The organism is Vibrio olivae (assembly GCF_042428525.1).
Taxonomy (GTDB): Bacteria; Pseudomonadota; Gammaproteobacteria; order Enterobacterales; family Vibrionaceae; genus Vibrio; species Vibrio olivae.
The window spans coordinates 1,755,825-1,772,818 of record NZ_JBHMEP010000001.1; the positions used below are offsets into that span (position 1 = coordinate 1,755,825).

The following is a 16,994-nucleotide window of genomic DNA, read 5'->3' on the forward strand; positions in this document are numbered from 1 at the left end:
TTCTCATTGCTTCCATATTGGGATGTAAATTTGCCGCTCACCAAGGTTCGTCGAGCAAGCTATCTAGGTAGCTCGATGAGTCGTCGCCACGCTGTTCGCTTTTGAGCGCGCGCATCATCCATCCAGCTGGTTTTTGGTTAAGTTCTTGGCCAATTTGCTGCAGAGATTCACTGATCGACACCCCTTCATCCACTCGGATCGGGAAGATCTGTTTTGCCAATAACTGGCGCAGCGCAGAAGCGCCACACGCATTACAAAACACCGCATCACACTCTTTAAGCAAATTGATTTTATCTGGCAAACGATTGTGCCCCTGAGCTAATTCATCGGTGAATTCCACCGCATCCAGCAGTTGGTGCCCGGAGTAATCGACACCATAGATAAGAAACGTTCGCGCATGACCAAAATGCTCATCAATCATCAGCCGTGAATGAGTTGCAAACGCCACTTTCAGTACTGGGTTAAACGGCGCATCGGACGCGGTCTCGAGATGAAGCTTGCGCACTGTCATACTGGCACCACCTTATCAGCTGAAAAATAGTATTGGCTGATATGTGGCTCGACTTCATGGTGTTGATTACGCAAAAGTGCATTGGCGAAGGCATAAAGCCGAGCACGAGCGCCCTCATAACCAAATTGCAAAATATCCATATTGCCAAAGTGATCGTAACAGGGATAACCCGCGCGAATCACCGGCACTTGCGGCTCGCAAATTTGCGCGCAGTGGGAGTTGCCCACCACCACATCAATACTCTCAAGTTGTTGACTGACAACCGATAAATCCCCAACCACCACGTTATCAAGCAAATAGCGCTGAAAGAGCTTGGCCGCAGACGTGGTGACCACCAAGGGCAGTTCCGCGCCCACTTCTTGCAGCAACTGAATGTAGCCTTGGGCTAAATCTGGCTCAGCGGCAATCGCCACTTGGCTACCGCTAAGTACAAAGTGAGTATCAAGCATCGCATCTTGGAGACGTTTACGTTCACGCTCAAACCACAGCGGAACAGGCTTACCACTCAAATGTGCCAAACCATCGAGCAGATGATCGGTGGCTTGCAGCCCCATCCCTAGACCACAACATAAGTAATCAATTTGAAAGCTCTGCTTTAACCACTTTGCGGTGCCGTACATCGACTCACCAATCACCAGCGTCAAAGCCGCGCTTGAAACGCGATGCACCTGCTCAAGCGTGGTGCCGCCTGTCGAGGTTGGGCTAAAGTCCGCTTGGTCAAGATGACCGTCGAGTGATTCTGAGAGATCAGGAAGAAATATACCTTCTAAATCAAATGCATCCAGATAACGACGAATTAAATCAATATCGGCACTCGTCACCGCCGAGGAACACAGCACATTGACCAAATTCGCCTGCTTGCGACGCGGGTTCGCGTCGGCGCATTGACGCACGATGGCATCCACAAAACGCGCGTATCCGGTTTCCAAACTTCCTTTAAAATCTGGCGTTGCAACAGGAACAACCTCAATCCCTAAAAATTGTGGGTACTGCTGCTTGAACATTTTTACGGCACGCTGAATATCGCTGCCCTGCATTTCAGTCAAGCCGGTGGTGAATACCGCGATGCACTGCGGATGATATTTAGTGGCTAAGGTGTGCAGCGCTTGAATTAAGTTATCATCGGCGCCCATCACTGCTGCAACTTGGTCAACCGCACTGTTTTGCAACGGAATAGGCTCACGTAAATGCTGAATAAGATACACTTTGGCAAACGCACTACACCCCTGTGATCCGTGCATCAAGGGAATGGTTGAATCAAAGCCCATTGCCGCCAAAGTTGCCCCTGTCGGCTGGCTGGTTTTCAGCGGCTGAGTCACCAGAGCATCGGTTAAGGTTCGAATCTCGGTCATTACATCGACTCCTTCATACAAAATTGCACTTTAAGCATATTGAGCACAACGTCGTCGCGAGTTTGCCGCCAGACGGGAATGCTGTTGACGTGACGCCAAATCGGGCTAGTCAAGGTCCGTTTCAGCTCTTTGGCTAAGGTGATCATGCCCTCATACCCTGCGTAAGCATGCTCTCGCTCTTGGTTGATGTCTAAAAAGGGCATTTTGGCTTTCAGTGCCGTGTACATGTTACGTCCACCAGCAATCATAATGTCCGCGTTATGATTGTACGCGACATCGAGTAAGTTACGCGCCCCGCCTTCATCGAGCATTAAGGCATCATCGCCCATGATGGTTTGAATCCGCGCTTTGTCCGCTTGGGTGGATTTTTTGGTGCCAGTCGCCACCACTTCAATACCCAGTTCTTGCAACGCCGAAACCACAGACCAAGATTTCACTCCCCCGGTATACAGCAAAGCCTTTTTACCTTGTAACACCGCTTTATAAGGTGCCAATTCGGCGCGAACACGTTGCTCTTCGCGCGCGATGACTTGCTCAGCATGCTGAGTCAACTGCGCGTCGCCCAGCAAGCGCGCAAACTCGCGCAGCGCATTGGAGGTATCTTCAATGCCGTAGAAACTGCCCTCAAACCACGGAATATTCCATTTTTCATTCAGCTTACGAGCGACATTGATTTGTGCACGGGAACAGACGACCATCGCCGCCTCGGCGCGATGCATGGTTTGTATTTGATGAAATTGAGTATCGCCGGCTAAGCAGCACAACACTCGAATCCCCACCTCTTCAAACAGCGGCGACACATGCCAGAACTCGCCAGCAATGTTGTACTCACCGATCAACACGATATCGTGCACCTTACGGCAAGGATCATGCGCCATCGGCGGCTTTTCTGGAGGCTCAGCCGTCCCAACGACACGCTCAACCATCACCTCTCCAGCAATGCGGTTACCAAGGTTTTTACTGCCATAAAAACCGGCTGCATCAATGGCAATCACAGGGATATTCCAGCGCTGCTCTGCCAACTGGCAAATGGCATCGACATCATTACCTTCAAGGGCGGGGACACAGGTGACATACACAAACACTGCTGGCGGATTGTGATTTTCAATCAACTCTTTAATTGCATGCAGCAAGCGTTTCTCTGCTCGGCCCATGATTACGTCTTGCTCGTTAAGGTCAGTGGTAAAGCCAAAGCGAAATAGGTTATTGGCGGTGGCACGCGTCCCACGATTGTCCCAACTGTTTCCCGCACAGGCGATCGGCCCATGGACTAAGTGGCCGACATCGGCGATCGGTAATAGGCTGATCTGAGCCCCATCAAAGCTGCAGCCTCCTGCTGTTGCTCCTGGGGTTGGACGAGAACATCCCTGCTTATTGCCATCATTGTGCTCACAGGCGGGCTCATTTTGCAGCTCTTGAATCTCTTTCTGTTTCATACTTGCCGCTCCTTTGCTAGTCATTCTTTGCTCTTGCAATTCACGACCCAACCTCTAACTCTATGTTTTTATTGAAAGTAGATGATGATTCATGAGGTTTAAGGTGACAATTTGTCATAAAGCAGACAAAAAAAAGCCTGCTGACACAGGCTGAAATGACAAAAGGACAATTCACAAGTTAATAATTAGGCAGGGATCGCCGGAGCCAGTTTGTTGGCGAGCCATTTAGGTGGGTTATTGGCCAACACGGCCGATAACTCATCTAATTGGATTTGACTGGCACAAGGCGCTTTTACTTTAACGGGATGAACGCCCGCACGTGTGACTTTGGCTGCCGCAGGGCCGCCAATAGAAAGCGTGAACAGCAGATCACATCCTTCCAGTAATGACACCAAATACACCGAGCGTTCTTCCCCTTTCAACTGAGTATTCACACTTCGAACATCGACCAGTTGATGCGTATTTTGACTTACCTGATAAACCAAAATACGTAAACAGGATCCAAAGTGCCCATCGAGTTGTTGCTCACGGTTAGAGGTGATAGCGACCGTTAAACTCGGCTCACTGAGCGGCTGATAGTCACTGATGGTCGGTTCATCCGTTTCACCAATTGTGAGGCTCGACAGCACAGCATAAGCATTATCTAAGTCATAGCGACTAAAATCATTGCTAAGCTTGGCTGCCATTGAGCGCCATTTTTTCGGACTCAACGACGTTAATTTCTCTTCGCTTAAAGGCGTACCTAAATTGGTGGTTAACAGCGCAAGTAGAGATTTAACCTCAACCCCTTTTAATGCTTTTGCGGCAAGACCGATGCGCAGCGCAACATGCTCATTTAGCGCAATGGAATCCATGATGACCTCCTTGTTATCACCTAGCTAAACGGCCGCTCGAAGGCGCCGCGCTCGAACCGAAATTGGAAAGCTGGGTTTGACTCCTGGGTCAACGTAATAAGCGGCACCATTCGCCAGCTCAATTTCCCCTCCCCATTTGTCGTCGCTTTCAAATTCAACCCGGGTGATATGTTCTTCCAAATCTTTCTTTGCAAGGTACAAAGACAAGCGTCCTTGCTCGGTATACTGAATCATGACATTTGCCATAAAGATGCTCTCCTAAGCATGGCAGACCAGCACCACATCGAATCGGTACTGGTCTGCCTATCAGGTTATCGAACCAAATCGAAGCCGTAGTCAGTGACACCCATCACTTTGGTATCACGGTCAAGCTTAGTGAGGACTTCATTGACCAAGGTCGTGAGAATGTACATTCCGCCTTCATACCCGAGCGTGGTTTCACGGTGCAGATGGTGACGGTCAAAAATTGGGAAACCAATTCGAACCAACGGAACTTCAAACTCTGGGCCTTTGGCAAAGGTGTCGCGTTCGATGAACTTACCGTAAGAGTTACCAATCATCAGATCCGGTTTTTCGGTAAACATCAGTGAGCGGAAATGCCATAAATCTTTACCAATAAACACTTGTGCATCTTTGGTGTATGGCGATTCTGCGCACAACGCTTCCATTTTCTTACGCCAGCGTTTATTGGCGTTATGACAAAGAACATGTTTCACTTCACAGCCCAGTTCAGACAGGAATTTCACCATGCCAAGCAAGTAATCTGGATCGCCATACAGTGAAATCGAGACCCCATGTAACCAAGTGTGCGAGTCCGTCATCATATCCACCAAACGTCCGCGCTCTTTGACAATCGATTCTGGAATCTCTTGACCTGAGATTTCAGCCACTTTCATTACGAACTCATCAGTCCAATCCAATCCCATTGGAATGTGGACATCCGGCACATCTTGCTCCCAAGTGGTTTTGATGAACTTGCTGCTTTTCACTGATTGATCAGGCTGCAAGAACAAGGTCGCTTTCGCATTTGGCGCTTGTTTGACATCTTCCACTTTCGTGCCACCAGCGTACATGCGATATTCGCCATCGGCTGGCGTATCAAGCACTTCTGATGGGTCACAGAGCATGGTGTATTCAACGCCCATTTCTTCCATCATGCGCTTAATAACCCGGTAGTTACCAAGATAGGTTTCAAAGCCAGGAACAATGTTGATCGAGTTATTACTGCCAGCTTGGTTTTGATCTTTTTCGTTTAAGGTGAAATAACGTAGAACCCCTTCCAGCATGCCATCCCAGCCCGCGACATGGCTGCCGACAAAGCTTGGCGTATGCGCAAATGGCGTCGGGATATCTTCTGGAATATACCCTTCTTTTTTGGCATTACCGATAAAGGCATTCAAGTCATCACCAATCACTTCCGCCATACAGGTGGTGGACACTGCGATCATTTCAGGCTTGTACAAGGCATAAGCATTCTGCAGGCCAGCAAACATGTTTTTCTGACCACCAAATACCGCCGCATCTTCCGTCATTGAGTCAGACACACAAGCGACCGGCTCTTTGAAGTGACGATTAAAGTAGGTTCGAAAATACGCCACACAACCTTGAGAGCCGTGTACATAAGGCAGGGTATTTTCAAATCCGAGGGCACACAGCACGCTCCCTAGTGGCTGACACGCTTTCGCAGGGTCAATGGTGACGTGCTTGCGTTTAAAATTCAGTTCCTTGTACTCTTCTGTGGTAGTCCAATCGAAGACTTCTTTAACTTTGGCTTCATCCACATGTTGTTCAAAACCCGATTGCTTCTTAGCAATCATCTCTTGGTATTCCGACTGATTAAACAGTGGGAAACCTGGTTTTATTGCATCTACATCTTGAGTCATAACGTTTCTCCTACCATGCCACTCATGCGTGAACGATGGTTCGGTCAATTACTTCCGTGTCTCTTAAGCGGTTTGCGCTAATTCAACGTCAGATTCCTTTTCAACAAGCCAAGGCGCTTTCATCTTGTTCCAGCAAGGGTTGTTGAGTGTTAAGTCCATATCGCGAGCAAAAATCGCGAAGCCATCGACCCCGTGATAAGGGCCTGAGTAATCCCAGCTGTGCATTTGACGGAATGGGAAGCCCATTTTTTGGAAGACGTACTTCTCTTTGACACCCGAGCCAATCAAATCAGGGTTGAGTTTTTTGACAAACTCTTCCAATTCATAGCTTGAGGCATCATCCATCAATAACGTGGCGTCTTTCATTTCTGGAACGGTTTTGACGTAGTCATCGTTGTGCGCGAATTCATACCCAGCGCCGACGATTTCCATGCCCAAATCTTCGTACGCACCAATGATGTGACGCGGACGCAAACCACCGACATAAAGCATGACTTTTTTACCTTCAAGACGTGGTCGATACTTCTCAATCACCGCATTCCATTGCTGTTCATAACGCTTGATGACTTCTTCGGTTTGGGTTTGAATTTTTTCATCAAACATCGCCGCTATCTTACGCATAGATTCAACAATTTTGGTGGGACCAAACAGGTTGTATTCCACCCATGGCACGCCATGCTTTTCTTCCATATAACGCACGATGTAGTTCATCGAACGGTAACAGTGCACCAAGTTGAGTTTGACTTTCGGTGTCGCTTCCATTTCCGGCAACGTGCCGTCACCAGACCATTGAGCGACTACGCGTAGCCCCATGTCTTCGAGAATGATGCGAGAAGACCAAGCATCGCCACCGATGTTGTAGTCACCAATAATCGCGACATCATAATCTGTGGTTTCAAACTCGACACTGTCGGGATCATCAAGCACATAGTCACGAATGGTATCGTTTGCAATGTGGTGACCCAGTGACTGGGAAACACCGCGGAAGCCTTCACAGCGGACAGGCACCACTTTTTTCTCCAACTCTTTTGACTTGGTACGAGCTACCGCTTCGATATCATCCCCGATCAAACCCACCGGACATTCCGATTGCACGGAATAGCCTTTGACCAAAGGAAATAACTCATTCAGCTCATCCAATGCTGCCGAGAGTTTTTTGTCACCACCAAATACAATGTCACGCTCTTGGAAATCAGTGGTGAAGTTCATGGTGCCAAAACTGTCGATACCAGTATGGCCCACATAATAGTTACGACGGCCTGCACGTGAGTATTGACCGCATCCAATTGGACCATGAGAGATATGAATCATATCTTTTACTGGCCCCCACACTACCCCTTTCGAGCCCGCATACGCACAGCCACGGACAGTCATTACGCCCGGTAATGATTTACGGTTAGAGGTGATACATTTGCTGCCTTCGCTTGAAGGGTCATTGACAGTTAAGTGCTTTTGTCGGTCTTCGCGAGCTACCTCAGGATAGACCTCCAACACCTCATCAATGATCGCTTGGGTCTCTTGCTTATTCATTGACATCCTTGCCTCCAGATATCGTTGTATATCAGGTCAACGCCAGTGCGCTGAAGTTATGCCACTGCTTCTTCACTGGCGGTTTTACCGATGATGGATTCATCTTCTTCATCAATGATGCCGAATTCCATCAATAGCTCTTCCAGTTCATCCATGGTTGATGGCTCTGGAATCACAAACAATTCGTTGTCGATGATTTTCTTCGCAAGGGTGCGATATTCATCGGCTTGTTTGCAGGTTGGATCATACTCAATCACTGTCATACGGCGAATTTCAGCACGTTGAACAATGTTGTCACGTGGAACGAAGTGGATCATTTGAGTACCGATTTTCGCAGCCAGTGCTTCAATCAATTCATCCTCACGGTCTGTATTACGAGAGTTACAAATAAGACCAGCAAGACGAACACCACCGGTAGCGGCATACTTACAAATCCCTTTTGAAATGTTATTCGCGGCGTACATTGCCATCATCTCACCAGAACAAACGATGTAGATTTCTTGCGCTTTGTTTTCACGAATTGGCATCGCGAAACCACCACATACAACGTCACCCAATACGTCGTAGAACACGAAGTCGAGGTCATCTTCATACGCGCCTTCTTCTTCTAAGAAGTTGATTGCGGTAATAACACCACGACCGGCACAACCCACACCTGGCTCAGGACCGCCTGACTCCACGCAACGAACATCGCCGTATCCGACTTTAAGCACGTCTTCAAGCTCAATATCCTCAACAGAACCTTGTTCTGCCGCCATTTCCATAATGGTACTTTGCGCTTTAGAGTGCAGGATCAAACGTGTTGAATCTGCTTTTGGGTCACAGCCGACGATCATGACTTTTTTGCCAAGTTCAGCGAGCGCTGCTACTAAGTTTTGAGTTGTGGTTGATTTACCGATACCACCTTTTCCATAAATCGCACATTGACGAATTGCCATGGTCTTTCTCCTTAAAGTTAAATAAGACTCATGGACCTTGTGTGCGAAATTCACACCAAAAAATTAATAGATAAAAATCATAAACTTAGAAATAGTCGCTATCGCCATTGTTCGCTCTATTTGCGACATTGTCAGCTTTGCAACATGGCTTTGTAGGTTTGTGAGGGCAAAAAAATCGCCGTTGTAGAAAAGAAAAAGTCAGCCCAAGGCTGACTTTTTATACTGAAACTGGATATACGACGTTAAGCATGAAAGCCCAACGTCGCCGCAATATCGGATTGGCGTTCACTCACCCACTGGCTGTCAAACGGCCCCCAATCTGATAATTGATAATACCCATCGTTGTGGCGTCGCCCGTCTTGAATAAACATCAATTCGATACCAATTCCCGGAAGGGCCTTGATGACATCTTGAATGGTACGACGTGGCCACCCCGTTTGTTCAATCAGTTTCGGCACATTTGGCCGCTCCAGATTTTCGACTAACAACGCCAGATATAGACGCCTGGCAAAAACAGGACTCAACTCCATTGATACCTCCCTAAAGATCTCCAAAGTTATTATTTCTGTTTTGCCTTGCCATGTGTTGCGTTTGATCAATAACACTCCATTCGGTAGGGGTATTTGCTGTTAATTTTCGATCAAATAAAAACTTTGGCGTGCCTTTTGTCTCCTTAAGCGCTTCCTGTTAGGATGCTGAGACAATAAAAACATCAGTGTAGATAAAGGATGATTATGGCCATTACCATGTACGGCATTGCCAATTGCGATACGATCAAAAAAGCCAAAAAGTGGCTCGAAAGCCAGGAGATTGAATATCAATTTCATGACTACCGCAAACAAGGGGTTGATGCCGAAATGGTGAGCACATTTTGCTCTCAGCTTGGCTGGGAAAATGTCCTCAACAAACGCGGAACCACTTACCGTCAACTGAGTTCAGAGCAAAAAGAGACACTTGACGAAACGAGCGCGATTCCACTTCTTGTGGAACAACCCGCGATGATTAAACGTCCGATTTTAGTGGTTGATGGTCAATACCATCTGGGCTTTAAAGCTCAGCAATACGAACAAATTTTTGCCTAAGAAAGGAATTCAAGGATGATAGACAGTCCGGTTTTGGCGCTCGCCAAAGATCTCATTAGCCGCCAATCGGTAACACCTGAAGATGCAGGTTGCCAAGAGATGATGATAGAGCGCCTAAAAGCGTTGGGATTCACCATCGAAACCATGGTGTTTGAAGATACCACTAACTTCTGGGCCCGCCGTGGTACTGAAGCCCCTCTCTTCGCGTTCGCAGGTCACACTGATGTCGTGCCTGCAGGGCCTGTAGACCAATGGCATACTCCGCCATTTCGTCCAACCGTGATTGATGGCCAACTACATGGTCGCGGCGCAGCCGATATGAAAGGCTCCTTGGCAGCGATGGTGATTGCCGTTGAACGTTTTATCGAGCAAAACCCTAATCATAAAGGCTCTATTGCTTTTTTGATCACCTCTGATGAAGAGGGACCGTTTATCAACGGCACCACTCGCGTGGTAGACACCTTAATGGCACGTGATGAAACCATTGATATGTGCATTGTCGGCGAGCCATCAAGTACACATTTTGTTGGTGATGTGGTCAAAAATGGGCGCCGTGGTTCGATCACCGGTGATTTACGAGTGAAAGGCACGCAAGGCCATGTGGCCTACCCACACCTTGCCAATAACCCAGTCCATAATGCGTTACCTGCGTTGGCACAGCTGGCCACTACCAAATGGGATGATGGCAACGAGTTCTTCCCACCAACCAGTTTTCAGATTCCAAACTTAGCCGCTGGCACCGGCGCCTCCAACGTCATTCCTGGCGAGTTTGATGTGCAATTTAATTTCCGTTTCAGCACCGAATTGACCTCTGACGAAATTAAAAGCCGCGTTCATTCAACACTCGATGCGCACGGCTTAGATTATGATCTGAAATGGACACTCAGCGGGCATCCGTTCTTGACGGATACCGGTGACCTACTGACGGCGGTGGTAAAAGCCGTTGCCGATGTGAATCATAAAGAGCCCGAGTTGCTGACGACTGGCGGTACATCAGATGGGCGCTTTATCGCTAAAATGGGCGCTCAAGTTGTGGAACTTGGCCCTGTCAATGCCACGATTCACAAAGTGAATGAGTGCGTGAATATCAGTGATTTGGAAAAACTCACTGATATGTACGAAAAAACGTTGGAAAACCTATTGGGATAAATAATGACCCCATCTGAGCTGACCGGAAAAAGTGAACGCCATTTATGCCCCACCTTAGTGGGGCAAAAGTCGTTCTTAATCCACCAGCAAGTAAGCGACGATCTCCTCGCATTAAAAGCTGCAGCCGATGACGCAGGGTTTGTATTTAATATTGCCAGTGGCTTTCGTGACTATCAGCGCCAAGCCACCATCTGGAACAACAAAATGTCTGGGCACAGCGCAATTTTGGATCATGCCAGTCAACCGTTAGAGCCCAGTGAACTGAGTGAAGCGCAAAAGGTACAAGCTATTTTGCGTTGGTCAGCGCTTCCGGGGGCAAGTCGCCATCACTGGGGCAGTGACTTTGATGTCTTTGACCGCCGTGCGCTACCCAGTGGTGAGACACTTAAACTCGAACCATGGGAGTATTTAAGTGGTCATCAGCACGCGTTTTATTGTTGGCTCAAAGACAACCTGAACAACTTTGGTTTTTTCTTTCCTTACCAGCAGGATTTAGGAGGCGTCGCCCCAGAGCCATGGCACATTAGTCACTATCACACCGCCACACAATGCCTTGATGCGCTGACTCCCGAGTGTTTAGCTCAAGAGATCAAGCAAATGCCTTACCTTGGCAGTGAGTATGTGCTCAATCATCTGGATTCGATCTACACTGACTATATCGCCAATATTCATCGAGAGAGGTGAGTATGGATTTTCTGTTTAACCCGTGGGTAATTGTAATTATCGTGGTATGTGTCGTGGTCGGCAATATTGCTGCGCTAAAATACACCGCGAATATGACGGTGGGGCAACGTCAACGAAAAAGCGATCTTGATAAGCTCAACGAACTGGATAAAAAAGCCACTGAGCATCACGAAAAGACAGACAAATAAAGTAAAATCAGAGCATAAAAAAAGGGGCATTCGCCCCTTTTTCTCTTTATCTTTCTGCCATTACTGCTCTGCGGTTTGACGAGTTATTGCCGCAAGGACAGGCACCATATCTTTAAGCACCGCTTCTTCCACTGGCTTACCATTGCTGTCAGTAATGTTAATCGAAGTACGGTTACCTAAATCCCCCAACAAGAACGTATACGTACCGCCCTTGAGGTTAATCGGTTTAACACCAACCTCGTTCCAGAACTCATCATCGGGTGAAGAGTACTTCGCTTTGACAGTACCTTGAGATTGATTACGCTCTTCCACACTAAAGCCCATGGTTGGCAAAAGCGTTGGAATACGTTGCCACAGCGCATTGTAAGGCGTACGAGCAATGATGACAGGGAATCCACTGCGATCAGAACCCATGGTGATCGGAATCTGCTTCAGTTGCTCCTGAGCTTGTCGCGCGGCTTCCGCACGCATGTCACTGTCATAGCGAGCCGTCACGAGATTCGTCATTAAGGCATTGTAACGCTCTTTACTGGTGGTGGTCACCGGCATGCGCTTGCCACCTTCGCGCCAATCAATTAAAGAGATACGAAAGCCGTATTGACCGCCATCGTTAAATTTGGTCATTCGATAACGACTGCCAATTTCACTCTCTTCATCTTCTGAATGCCATGTTACCCACTCGGTTTCAAGGCTATCACTGGATTGTTCACGCACATTGATGTCGTTTTCTTTCACCAGTTCCAGTGCTGTTTGCCACACTTTATCCAGCTCGTCTTGACGCAGTAACCACAAAGTCACTTCGCCATCTTTACGCTCGGAACGGGCTCCGGGGATTAATTCGAGTACTTGCTGAGGCGGACGAATGTCAACGTCTCGGCCAATACCCCCCTGAAAATCCCCTTCTGGAATCTGATAATTTGCATAGTATTGGTATTTCACGCCTTGAGGGCTCTGCCAACTACGCAACGCTGGAGTATCAAGGTACTCAAAATCATCTTTCGCCTGACGACGCTGCGTCGGGCTACTTGAACACGCACTTAAAACAACAACAGCCAGTGTACTTACAACTAGCTGACGAGAAAACTTCATTGAAACTCCTAAGAAACCTAAAGGCCGAAGCAACGAGCTTCGGCACTTAACTGTTCACTGTACTTTGCGATGATTGTACTACGCGATGCCCGCCTGTTTCATCGCTTGTGCAACAACGGGTTGTACTTTTTCAGACAATACTGTCAAAGGCAAACGCAATGAACCGTGTTCAATCAGCCCAAGTTGATGAGCTGCCCACTTAACAGGAATTGGGCTTGATTCAATAAACAAATTCTTGTGCAGTGGCATCAAACGTTGGTTGATCACCTCTGCTTCTTCGAACTTGCCTTCACGTGCCAATCTAAGCATGGTCGCCATATCTGCAGCCGCAATATTGTTGGTTACAGAGATAACGCCTTGACCGCCTGCTTTGACAAATTCCAAGCCAGTCGAGTCGTCACCACTTAGTAAGATAAAATCTTCGCCACAAAGTTCACGATGAATTTGCACTCGGCTTAAATCTCCGGTCGCATCTTTAAGCGCAACGATGTTTTCGATCTCTGATAAACGAGCAACCGTGTCAGGGTGCAAATCAACGGCAGTGCGGCCTGGAACGTTATAAAGAATTTGCGGAACATCGCTTTCTTCAGCGATTGCTTTGTAGTGCAGGTATAAACCTTCTTGCGTTGGTTTGTTGTAGTAAGGTGTCACACTTAAGCAACCGGCAATACCTGAATTATTTAGGAGACGACTAAAGGTCACCGATTCATGAGTTGCATTTGCGCCCGTTCCTGCAATCACAGGAATACGACCTTCAGCAAACTCAACGGTTTTGGATACCACTTTGACGTGCTCTTCAATCGTAAGCGTCGCTGACTCCCCTGTCGTGCCAACAGCAACAATGCCATCGCTTCCAGCGTCTACATGATAATCCACCAATTTCTTCAAGCTCGCGTAGTCCACTTCGCCGTCTTGAGTGAATGGTGTAATTAACGCTACGATACTTCCTGAAAACATGTCTCTCTCCCTCATTTTTTTGCTTCTTGCATGGTACTGTAAGGCGATTAATAAAAACAAGCGATTCCAAGCGCTCAAGCCATCTATTTTGCTGAATATTTGCCGAATGTTAGAGCTCTGGCAAATTACACTTTCTTTGCCTTTGGGTGTCAGCTTCACGTCAAACCAAAACCATTGACCACACCAAGGCTTAAGCGTGTGCTTATCACACCCAACAATTAATCGTACTGACGCCGCTATATCTTTGTTCGTATTGAGTTTTTCTCGGTTGAGAATCAGTTACAAATCACTCAGCAAGCCTTCATCTCCAGCCGATGTGTGCTAAGCTATCGTCAATCAAGTTAACAACCTTAAGAGCTCAACTATGATTCAGCACATGGTGATCACCGCAGTCGGTGCTGACCGCCCAGGCATCTGTAACGAAGTCGTCAGTTTGGTCACGCAATCAGGATGCAATATTGTCGATAGCCGCATCGCGATTTTCGGCAATGAATTCACTCTGATTATGCTCGTCAACGGTAATAGCAATGCCTTAGCTAAGGTTGAAACCCTGTTGCCCTTGCTCGGGCAAGAGCATGACCTGATTACCATGATGAAGCGGACCTCACAGCATGAGCCACTCGATAATACCTATACCATCGAAGTGTTTATCGAATCAGATGACCAAGTCGGCCTGACAGAGAAATTCACCCGTTTTTTTGCTGCGAAAGGAATAGGTTTGTCATCGCTTAGTGCGCAAACTATAGATAAGAAGAAAATTCAGCACATCACGGATCAATTTCACATTGCCATTACCGCGACGGTCGATGACTCATGTAACTTGATGCAATTACAAGAAGAGTTCGACGCATTATGTCAGCAACTAAGCGTTCAGGGCTCACTTAACTTCATAAAGAACAGTCAATAAAAAGGAATCCTCATGAATACGTTAACTGCGGGTACACCAGCACCGGCATTTGCATTGCTAGACCAAGATGGCAACACCGTCAAACTTGACGACTTCAAAGGCAAAAAAGTTCTTTTCTATTTTTACCCAAAAGCCATGACCCCAGGTTGTACCGTTCAAGCGCAAGGTCTGCGTGATGTGAACGCAGAGTTGGCTGAGCACAATGTTGTCGTGCTTGGTGTGAGCATTGACCCGGTCAAACGCCTAGGGAAGTTCATTGAGCGTGATAATCTCAACTTCACGCTACTTTCCGATGAAGACCACGCCGTAGCAGAGCAATTTGGCGTATGGGGCGAGAAGAAATTCATGGGCAAAGTCTACGATGGCCTTCACCGCATTAGCTTCTTAATTAATGAAGAGGGTGTGATTGAACATGTGTTTAATAAGTTCAAAACCAAAGACCACCATGAAGTGGTTTTAAACTATCTAAAAGAAAACGCCCAATAAAACCTCAAGGTTAATGAAAAAAGGCCAGTCATTGACTGGCCTTTTTTGTCCCCCACCACCTAAGGTGACTAAACAATGAACTTGTTGAGCACGGCATCTTGCTCACGGACATTTTCCGTTTGCGCTTGCATTGCGATGCTCGAGTTTTCGGTCGTTTCCGCCACTTGAGTCGACAAGTCTTTAATCTTCACCGTATTGGTGTTGATCTCTTCGGCAACCAAACTCTGCTGCTCAGCCGCGGCCGCAATTTGGGTGTTCATCTCCGTGATTCGCATAATCGCACTGCCAATCCGCTCCAAGGCGATATTCGCCGCTTGCGAATTATCTACCGCCGAAACGGCTGTGTGTTTGCTCTCTGTCATCGCGTCAGACACAGACTTCGCACCAGATTGTAGTTGCTCGATCATGGTACGGATTTCAGTAGTCGATTGTTGAGTCCGGCTCGCCAAGGTTCGAACTTCATCAGCAACTACCGCAAAACCACGCCCCGATTCCCCAGCTCGAGCCGCTTCAATCGCTGCATTCAATGCGAGCAAATTGGTTTGATCAGCAATGTCATTGATGACTTCCAATATGGTTTCAATATTGGCGGTTGCCGACTCCAAGCCTTGGACTTCTTCAACCGCTTGGTCGATCCGTGCAGACAGAGCGTTGATGGACTCGGTGGTATCACTGACCACGTTAGACCCTTCATTGGTTGCTTCTTCTGCCTCTTTCGCCGCCGCTGCCGCACTTTGGGCATTATTTGCGACATCAGAAGCGGTCACTGACATCTCATGCATTGCTGTCGCCAGTTGTTCCAATTCCATTAACTGGCTGCGCATGGCGTGGGCTGACTCTTGGGCCCCAGCAACCGTCATTTCCGTGCCACGTAAAATCTCCGCACCAATTTCTTTGGACTGGCTAATCTGTTTTTGTAGTGTTTCAGAAAAACGGTTAAAGCCATCAGCAAGCTCTGCAAACTCTTTGTCGGTATTGGTATTTAAACGCTTGGTTAAATCCCCTTGCCCTGAGGCAACATCTTGAATCGCGCTGTTCAGTGCACGCAGCGGTCCCATTAGGTATTTGATCAGCACGCCGAGCAAAATAAGACTGATGACGATACCAACAACACCATATATCAAGGAGTTAATTGCCATATGATCGACCGCAGCAAAAGCGATATCAGGATCAACCAAAGCGCCGACATACCAATCTTCTGTGGACAGTTTGGCAAAGAAAACGAGGTACTCTTTGCCTTCTAGCTCATAGCTTTGCATCCCGGGTTGTATATTGAGCCCAGGAAGATAGGTATCGAGTTTGGTGCCGTTCTTTTCTGTATCGGGATGGGCGATAGTGGTGCCATCTGCGGTCATTAAAAGTAAGTTTCCGGCATTAAGTAAATTGACGTTATTAATTAACTCCGCCAAGCCAGAAAGTTCGATATCGTAAAACATGCCCGCGACAAATTGTCCGTCTTGATATACAGGTGTACCGATCGACACAATAATTTTTTTCGAAGCCATATCTAAATAAGGCGCAGTCACCGTTAATTTTCGAGCATTCTTTGGGCCTTTAAACCAAGGGCGAGTTCTAGGATCGTAATCCGCTCCCGGCGTCCAACCGTCATCATTTTCGATCATGCTACCATCGCTATCAAACGCGTAACCGATGGCAAGAAATTCACTTTTCATTTTGGGTGATTCAAGCACACGTTTGATATGCTCACGGTTATTGGGCATAAATGCCAATTGCTCTGTCGTCGCTTGAGCTAATGCTTTGCGCCCTTCAATTTGCGCATCGACGGTATCACGAGTGGATTCAACCAACTCTTTGAGGCTGGTATCAACAACACCCTGAATTTCATCGTCTAGGGTATAAATCTGATGAAGAGAAAGAACACTTACCGTAACAAATAACAACAGCGAAGAAGCTGTAACAATCTTCTGACTAAATCTCATAACATTCC

Annotated in this window: 18 protein-coding genes; 6 read left to right on the forward strand and 12 right to left on the reverse strand. The window is 47.4% G+C overall.

Translation table 11 applies throughout. The annotated features are described in order from the left end of the window. Positions 1-37: 37 nt before the first annotated feature. From ACFFUV_RS08070 to ACFFUV_RS08110, 9 genes are all read right to left on the reverse strand, one after another. Positions 38-511, reverse strand: a complete 474-nt coding sequence (locus tag ACFFUV_RS08070; protein WP_390191077.1) for a NifB/NifX family molybdenum-iron cluster-binding protein — start codon at positions 509-511, stop codon at positions 38-40. After that, positions 508-1,863 (reverse strand): nitrogenase iron-molybdenum cofactor biosynthesis protein NifN, encoded by a 1,356-nt coding sequence (gene nifN, locus ACFFUV_RS08075; RefSeq protein ID WP_390191079.1) that lies wholly within the window; start codon positions 1,861-1,863, stop codon positions 508-510. Before nifN ends, ACFFUV_RS08070 begins: the two co-directional genes overlap by 4 nt. Beyond that, entirely contained in the window at positions 1,863-3,299 is a 1,437-nt protein-coding gene (nifE, locus tag ACFFUV_RS08080; protein ID WP_390191082.1) for a nitrogenase iron-molybdenum cofactor biosynthesis protein NifE, read from the reverse strand. Before nifE ends, nifN begins: the two co-directional genes overlap by 1 nt. A gap of 185 nt (positions 3,300-3,484) precedes the next feature. After that, positions 3,485-4,153 (reverse strand): NifB/NifX family molybdenum-iron cluster-binding protein, encoded by a 669-nt coding sequence (locus ACFFUV_RS08085; RefSeq protein ID WP_390191084.1) that lies wholly within the window; start codon positions 4,151-4,153, stop codon positions 3,485-3,487. Between the two features lie 24 nt (positions 4,154-4,177). Continuing rightward, positions 4,178-4,399: a putative nitrogen fixation protein NifT gene (nifT, locus tag ACFFUV_RS08090; protein ID WP_390191085.1), complete on the reverse strand. Its 222-nt coding sequence runs from the start codon at positions 4,397-4,399 to the stop codon at positions 4,178-4,180. Between the two features lie 65 nt (positions 4,400-4,464). Next, complete coding sequence (gene nifK, locus ACFFUV_RS08095) at positions 4,465-6,036, reverse strand: nitrogenase molybdenum-iron protein subunit beta (RefSeq protein WP_390191087.1); 1,572 nt, start codon at positions 6,034-6,036, stop codon at positions 4,465-4,467. Between the two features lie 63 nt (positions 6,037-6,099). Further along, positions 6,100-7,566: a nitrogenase molybdenum-iron protein alpha chain gene (gene nifD, locus ACFFUV_RS08100; RefSeq protein ID WP_390191089.1), complete on the reverse strand. Its 1,467-nt coding sequence runs from the start codon at positions 7,564-7,566 to the stop codon at positions 6,100-6,102. Between the two features lie 56 nt (positions 7,567-7,622). Then, positions 7,623-8,504: a nitrogenase iron protein gene (gene nifH, locus ACFFUV_RS08105; RefSeq protein WP_390191090.1), complete on the reverse strand. Its 882-nt coding sequence runs from the start codon at positions 8,502-8,504 to the stop codon at positions 7,623-7,625. Between the two features lie 242 nt (positions 8,505-8,746). Further along, complete coding sequence (locus ACFFUV_RS08110; RefSeq protein WP_390191092.1) at positions 8,747-9,034, reverse strand: winged helix-turn-helix domain-containing protein; 288 nt, start codon at positions 9,032-9,034, stop codon at positions 8,747-8,749. Between the two features lie 204 nt (positions 9,035-9,238). Here ACFFUV_RS08110 and ACFFUV_RS08115 point away from each other — a divergent pair, with 204 nt between their 5' ends. From ACFFUV_RS08115 to ACFFUV_RS08130, 4 genes are read left to right on the forward strand one after another with little or no spacing between them, the layout of a single operon-like run. Next, entirely contained in the window at positions 9,239-9,586 is a 348-nt protein-coding gene (locus ACFFUV_RS08115) for an ArsC family reductase (protein WP_390191094.1), read from the forward strand. A 15-nt stretch (positions 9,587-9,601) separates the two neighbouring features. Further along, positions 9,602-10,735: a succinyl-diaminopimelate desuccinylase gene (dapE, locus tag ACFFUV_RS08120; RefSeq protein WP_390191096.1), complete on the forward strand. Its 1,134-nt coding sequence runs from the start codon at positions 9,602-9,604 to the stop codon at positions 10,733-10,735. 3 nt (positions 10,736-10,738) lie between these two features. Next, positions 10,739-11,419, forward strand: coding sequence for a M15 family metallopeptidase (locus ACFFUV_RS08125; RefSeq protein ID WP_390191098.1), 681 nt, complete (start codon positions 10,739-10,741; stop codon positions 11,417-11,419). A 2-nt stretch (positions 11,420-11,421) separates the two neighbouring features. Continuing rightward, positions 11,422-11,607: a DUF2897 family protein gene (locus tag ACFFUV_RS08130; RefSeq protein WP_390191100.1), complete on the forward strand. Its 186-nt coding sequence runs from the start codon at positions 11,422-11,424 to the stop codon at positions 11,605-11,607. A 60-nt stretch (positions 11,608-11,667) separates the two neighbouring features. Here the strand turns inward: ACFFUV_RS08130 and bamC are convergent, their stop codons facing one another. Both bamC and dapA read right to left on the reverse strand, forming a co-directional pair. Then, positions 11,668-12,696, reverse strand: a complete 1,029-nt coding sequence (bamC, locus tag ACFFUV_RS08135; protein ID WP_390191102.1) for an outer membrane protein assembly factor BamC — start codon at positions 12,694-12,696, stop codon at positions 11,668-11,670. A 78-nt stretch (positions 12,697-12,774) separates the two neighbouring features. Continuing rightward, positions 12,775-13,653: a 4-hydroxy-tetrahydrodipicolinate synthase gene (dapA, locus tag ACFFUV_RS08140; protein ID WP_390191104.1), complete on the reverse strand. Its 879-nt coding sequence runs from the start codon at positions 13,651-13,653 to the stop codon at positions 12,775-12,777. Positions 13,654-14,017: 364 nt separating this feature from the next. On the opposite strand from dapA, the gene ACFFUV_RS08145 reads away from it, so the two are divergent. Next, complete coding sequence (locus tag ACFFUV_RS08145; RefSeq protein ID WP_390191105.1) at positions 14,018-14,560, forward strand: glycine cleavage system transcriptional repressor; 543 nt, start codon at positions 14,018-14,020, stop codon at positions 14,558-14,560. 12 nt (positions 14,561-14,572) lie between these two features. Further along, positions 14,573-15,046 (forward strand): thioredoxin-dependent thiol peroxidase, encoded by a 474-nt coding sequence (bcp, locus tag ACFFUV_RS08150; RefSeq protein WP_390191107.1) that lies wholly within the window; start codon positions 14,573-14,575, stop codon positions 15,044-15,046. Between the two features lie 68 nt (positions 15,047-15,114). Here bcp and ACFFUV_RS08155 read toward each other — a convergent pair whose 3' ends face one another. Beyond that, positions 15,115-16,986, reverse strand: coding sequence for a methyl-accepting chemotaxis protein (locus ACFFUV_RS08155; protein WP_390191109.1), 1,872 nt, complete (start codon positions 16,984-16,986; stop codon positions 15,115-15,117). Positions 16,987-16,994: the final 8 nt, after the last annotated feature.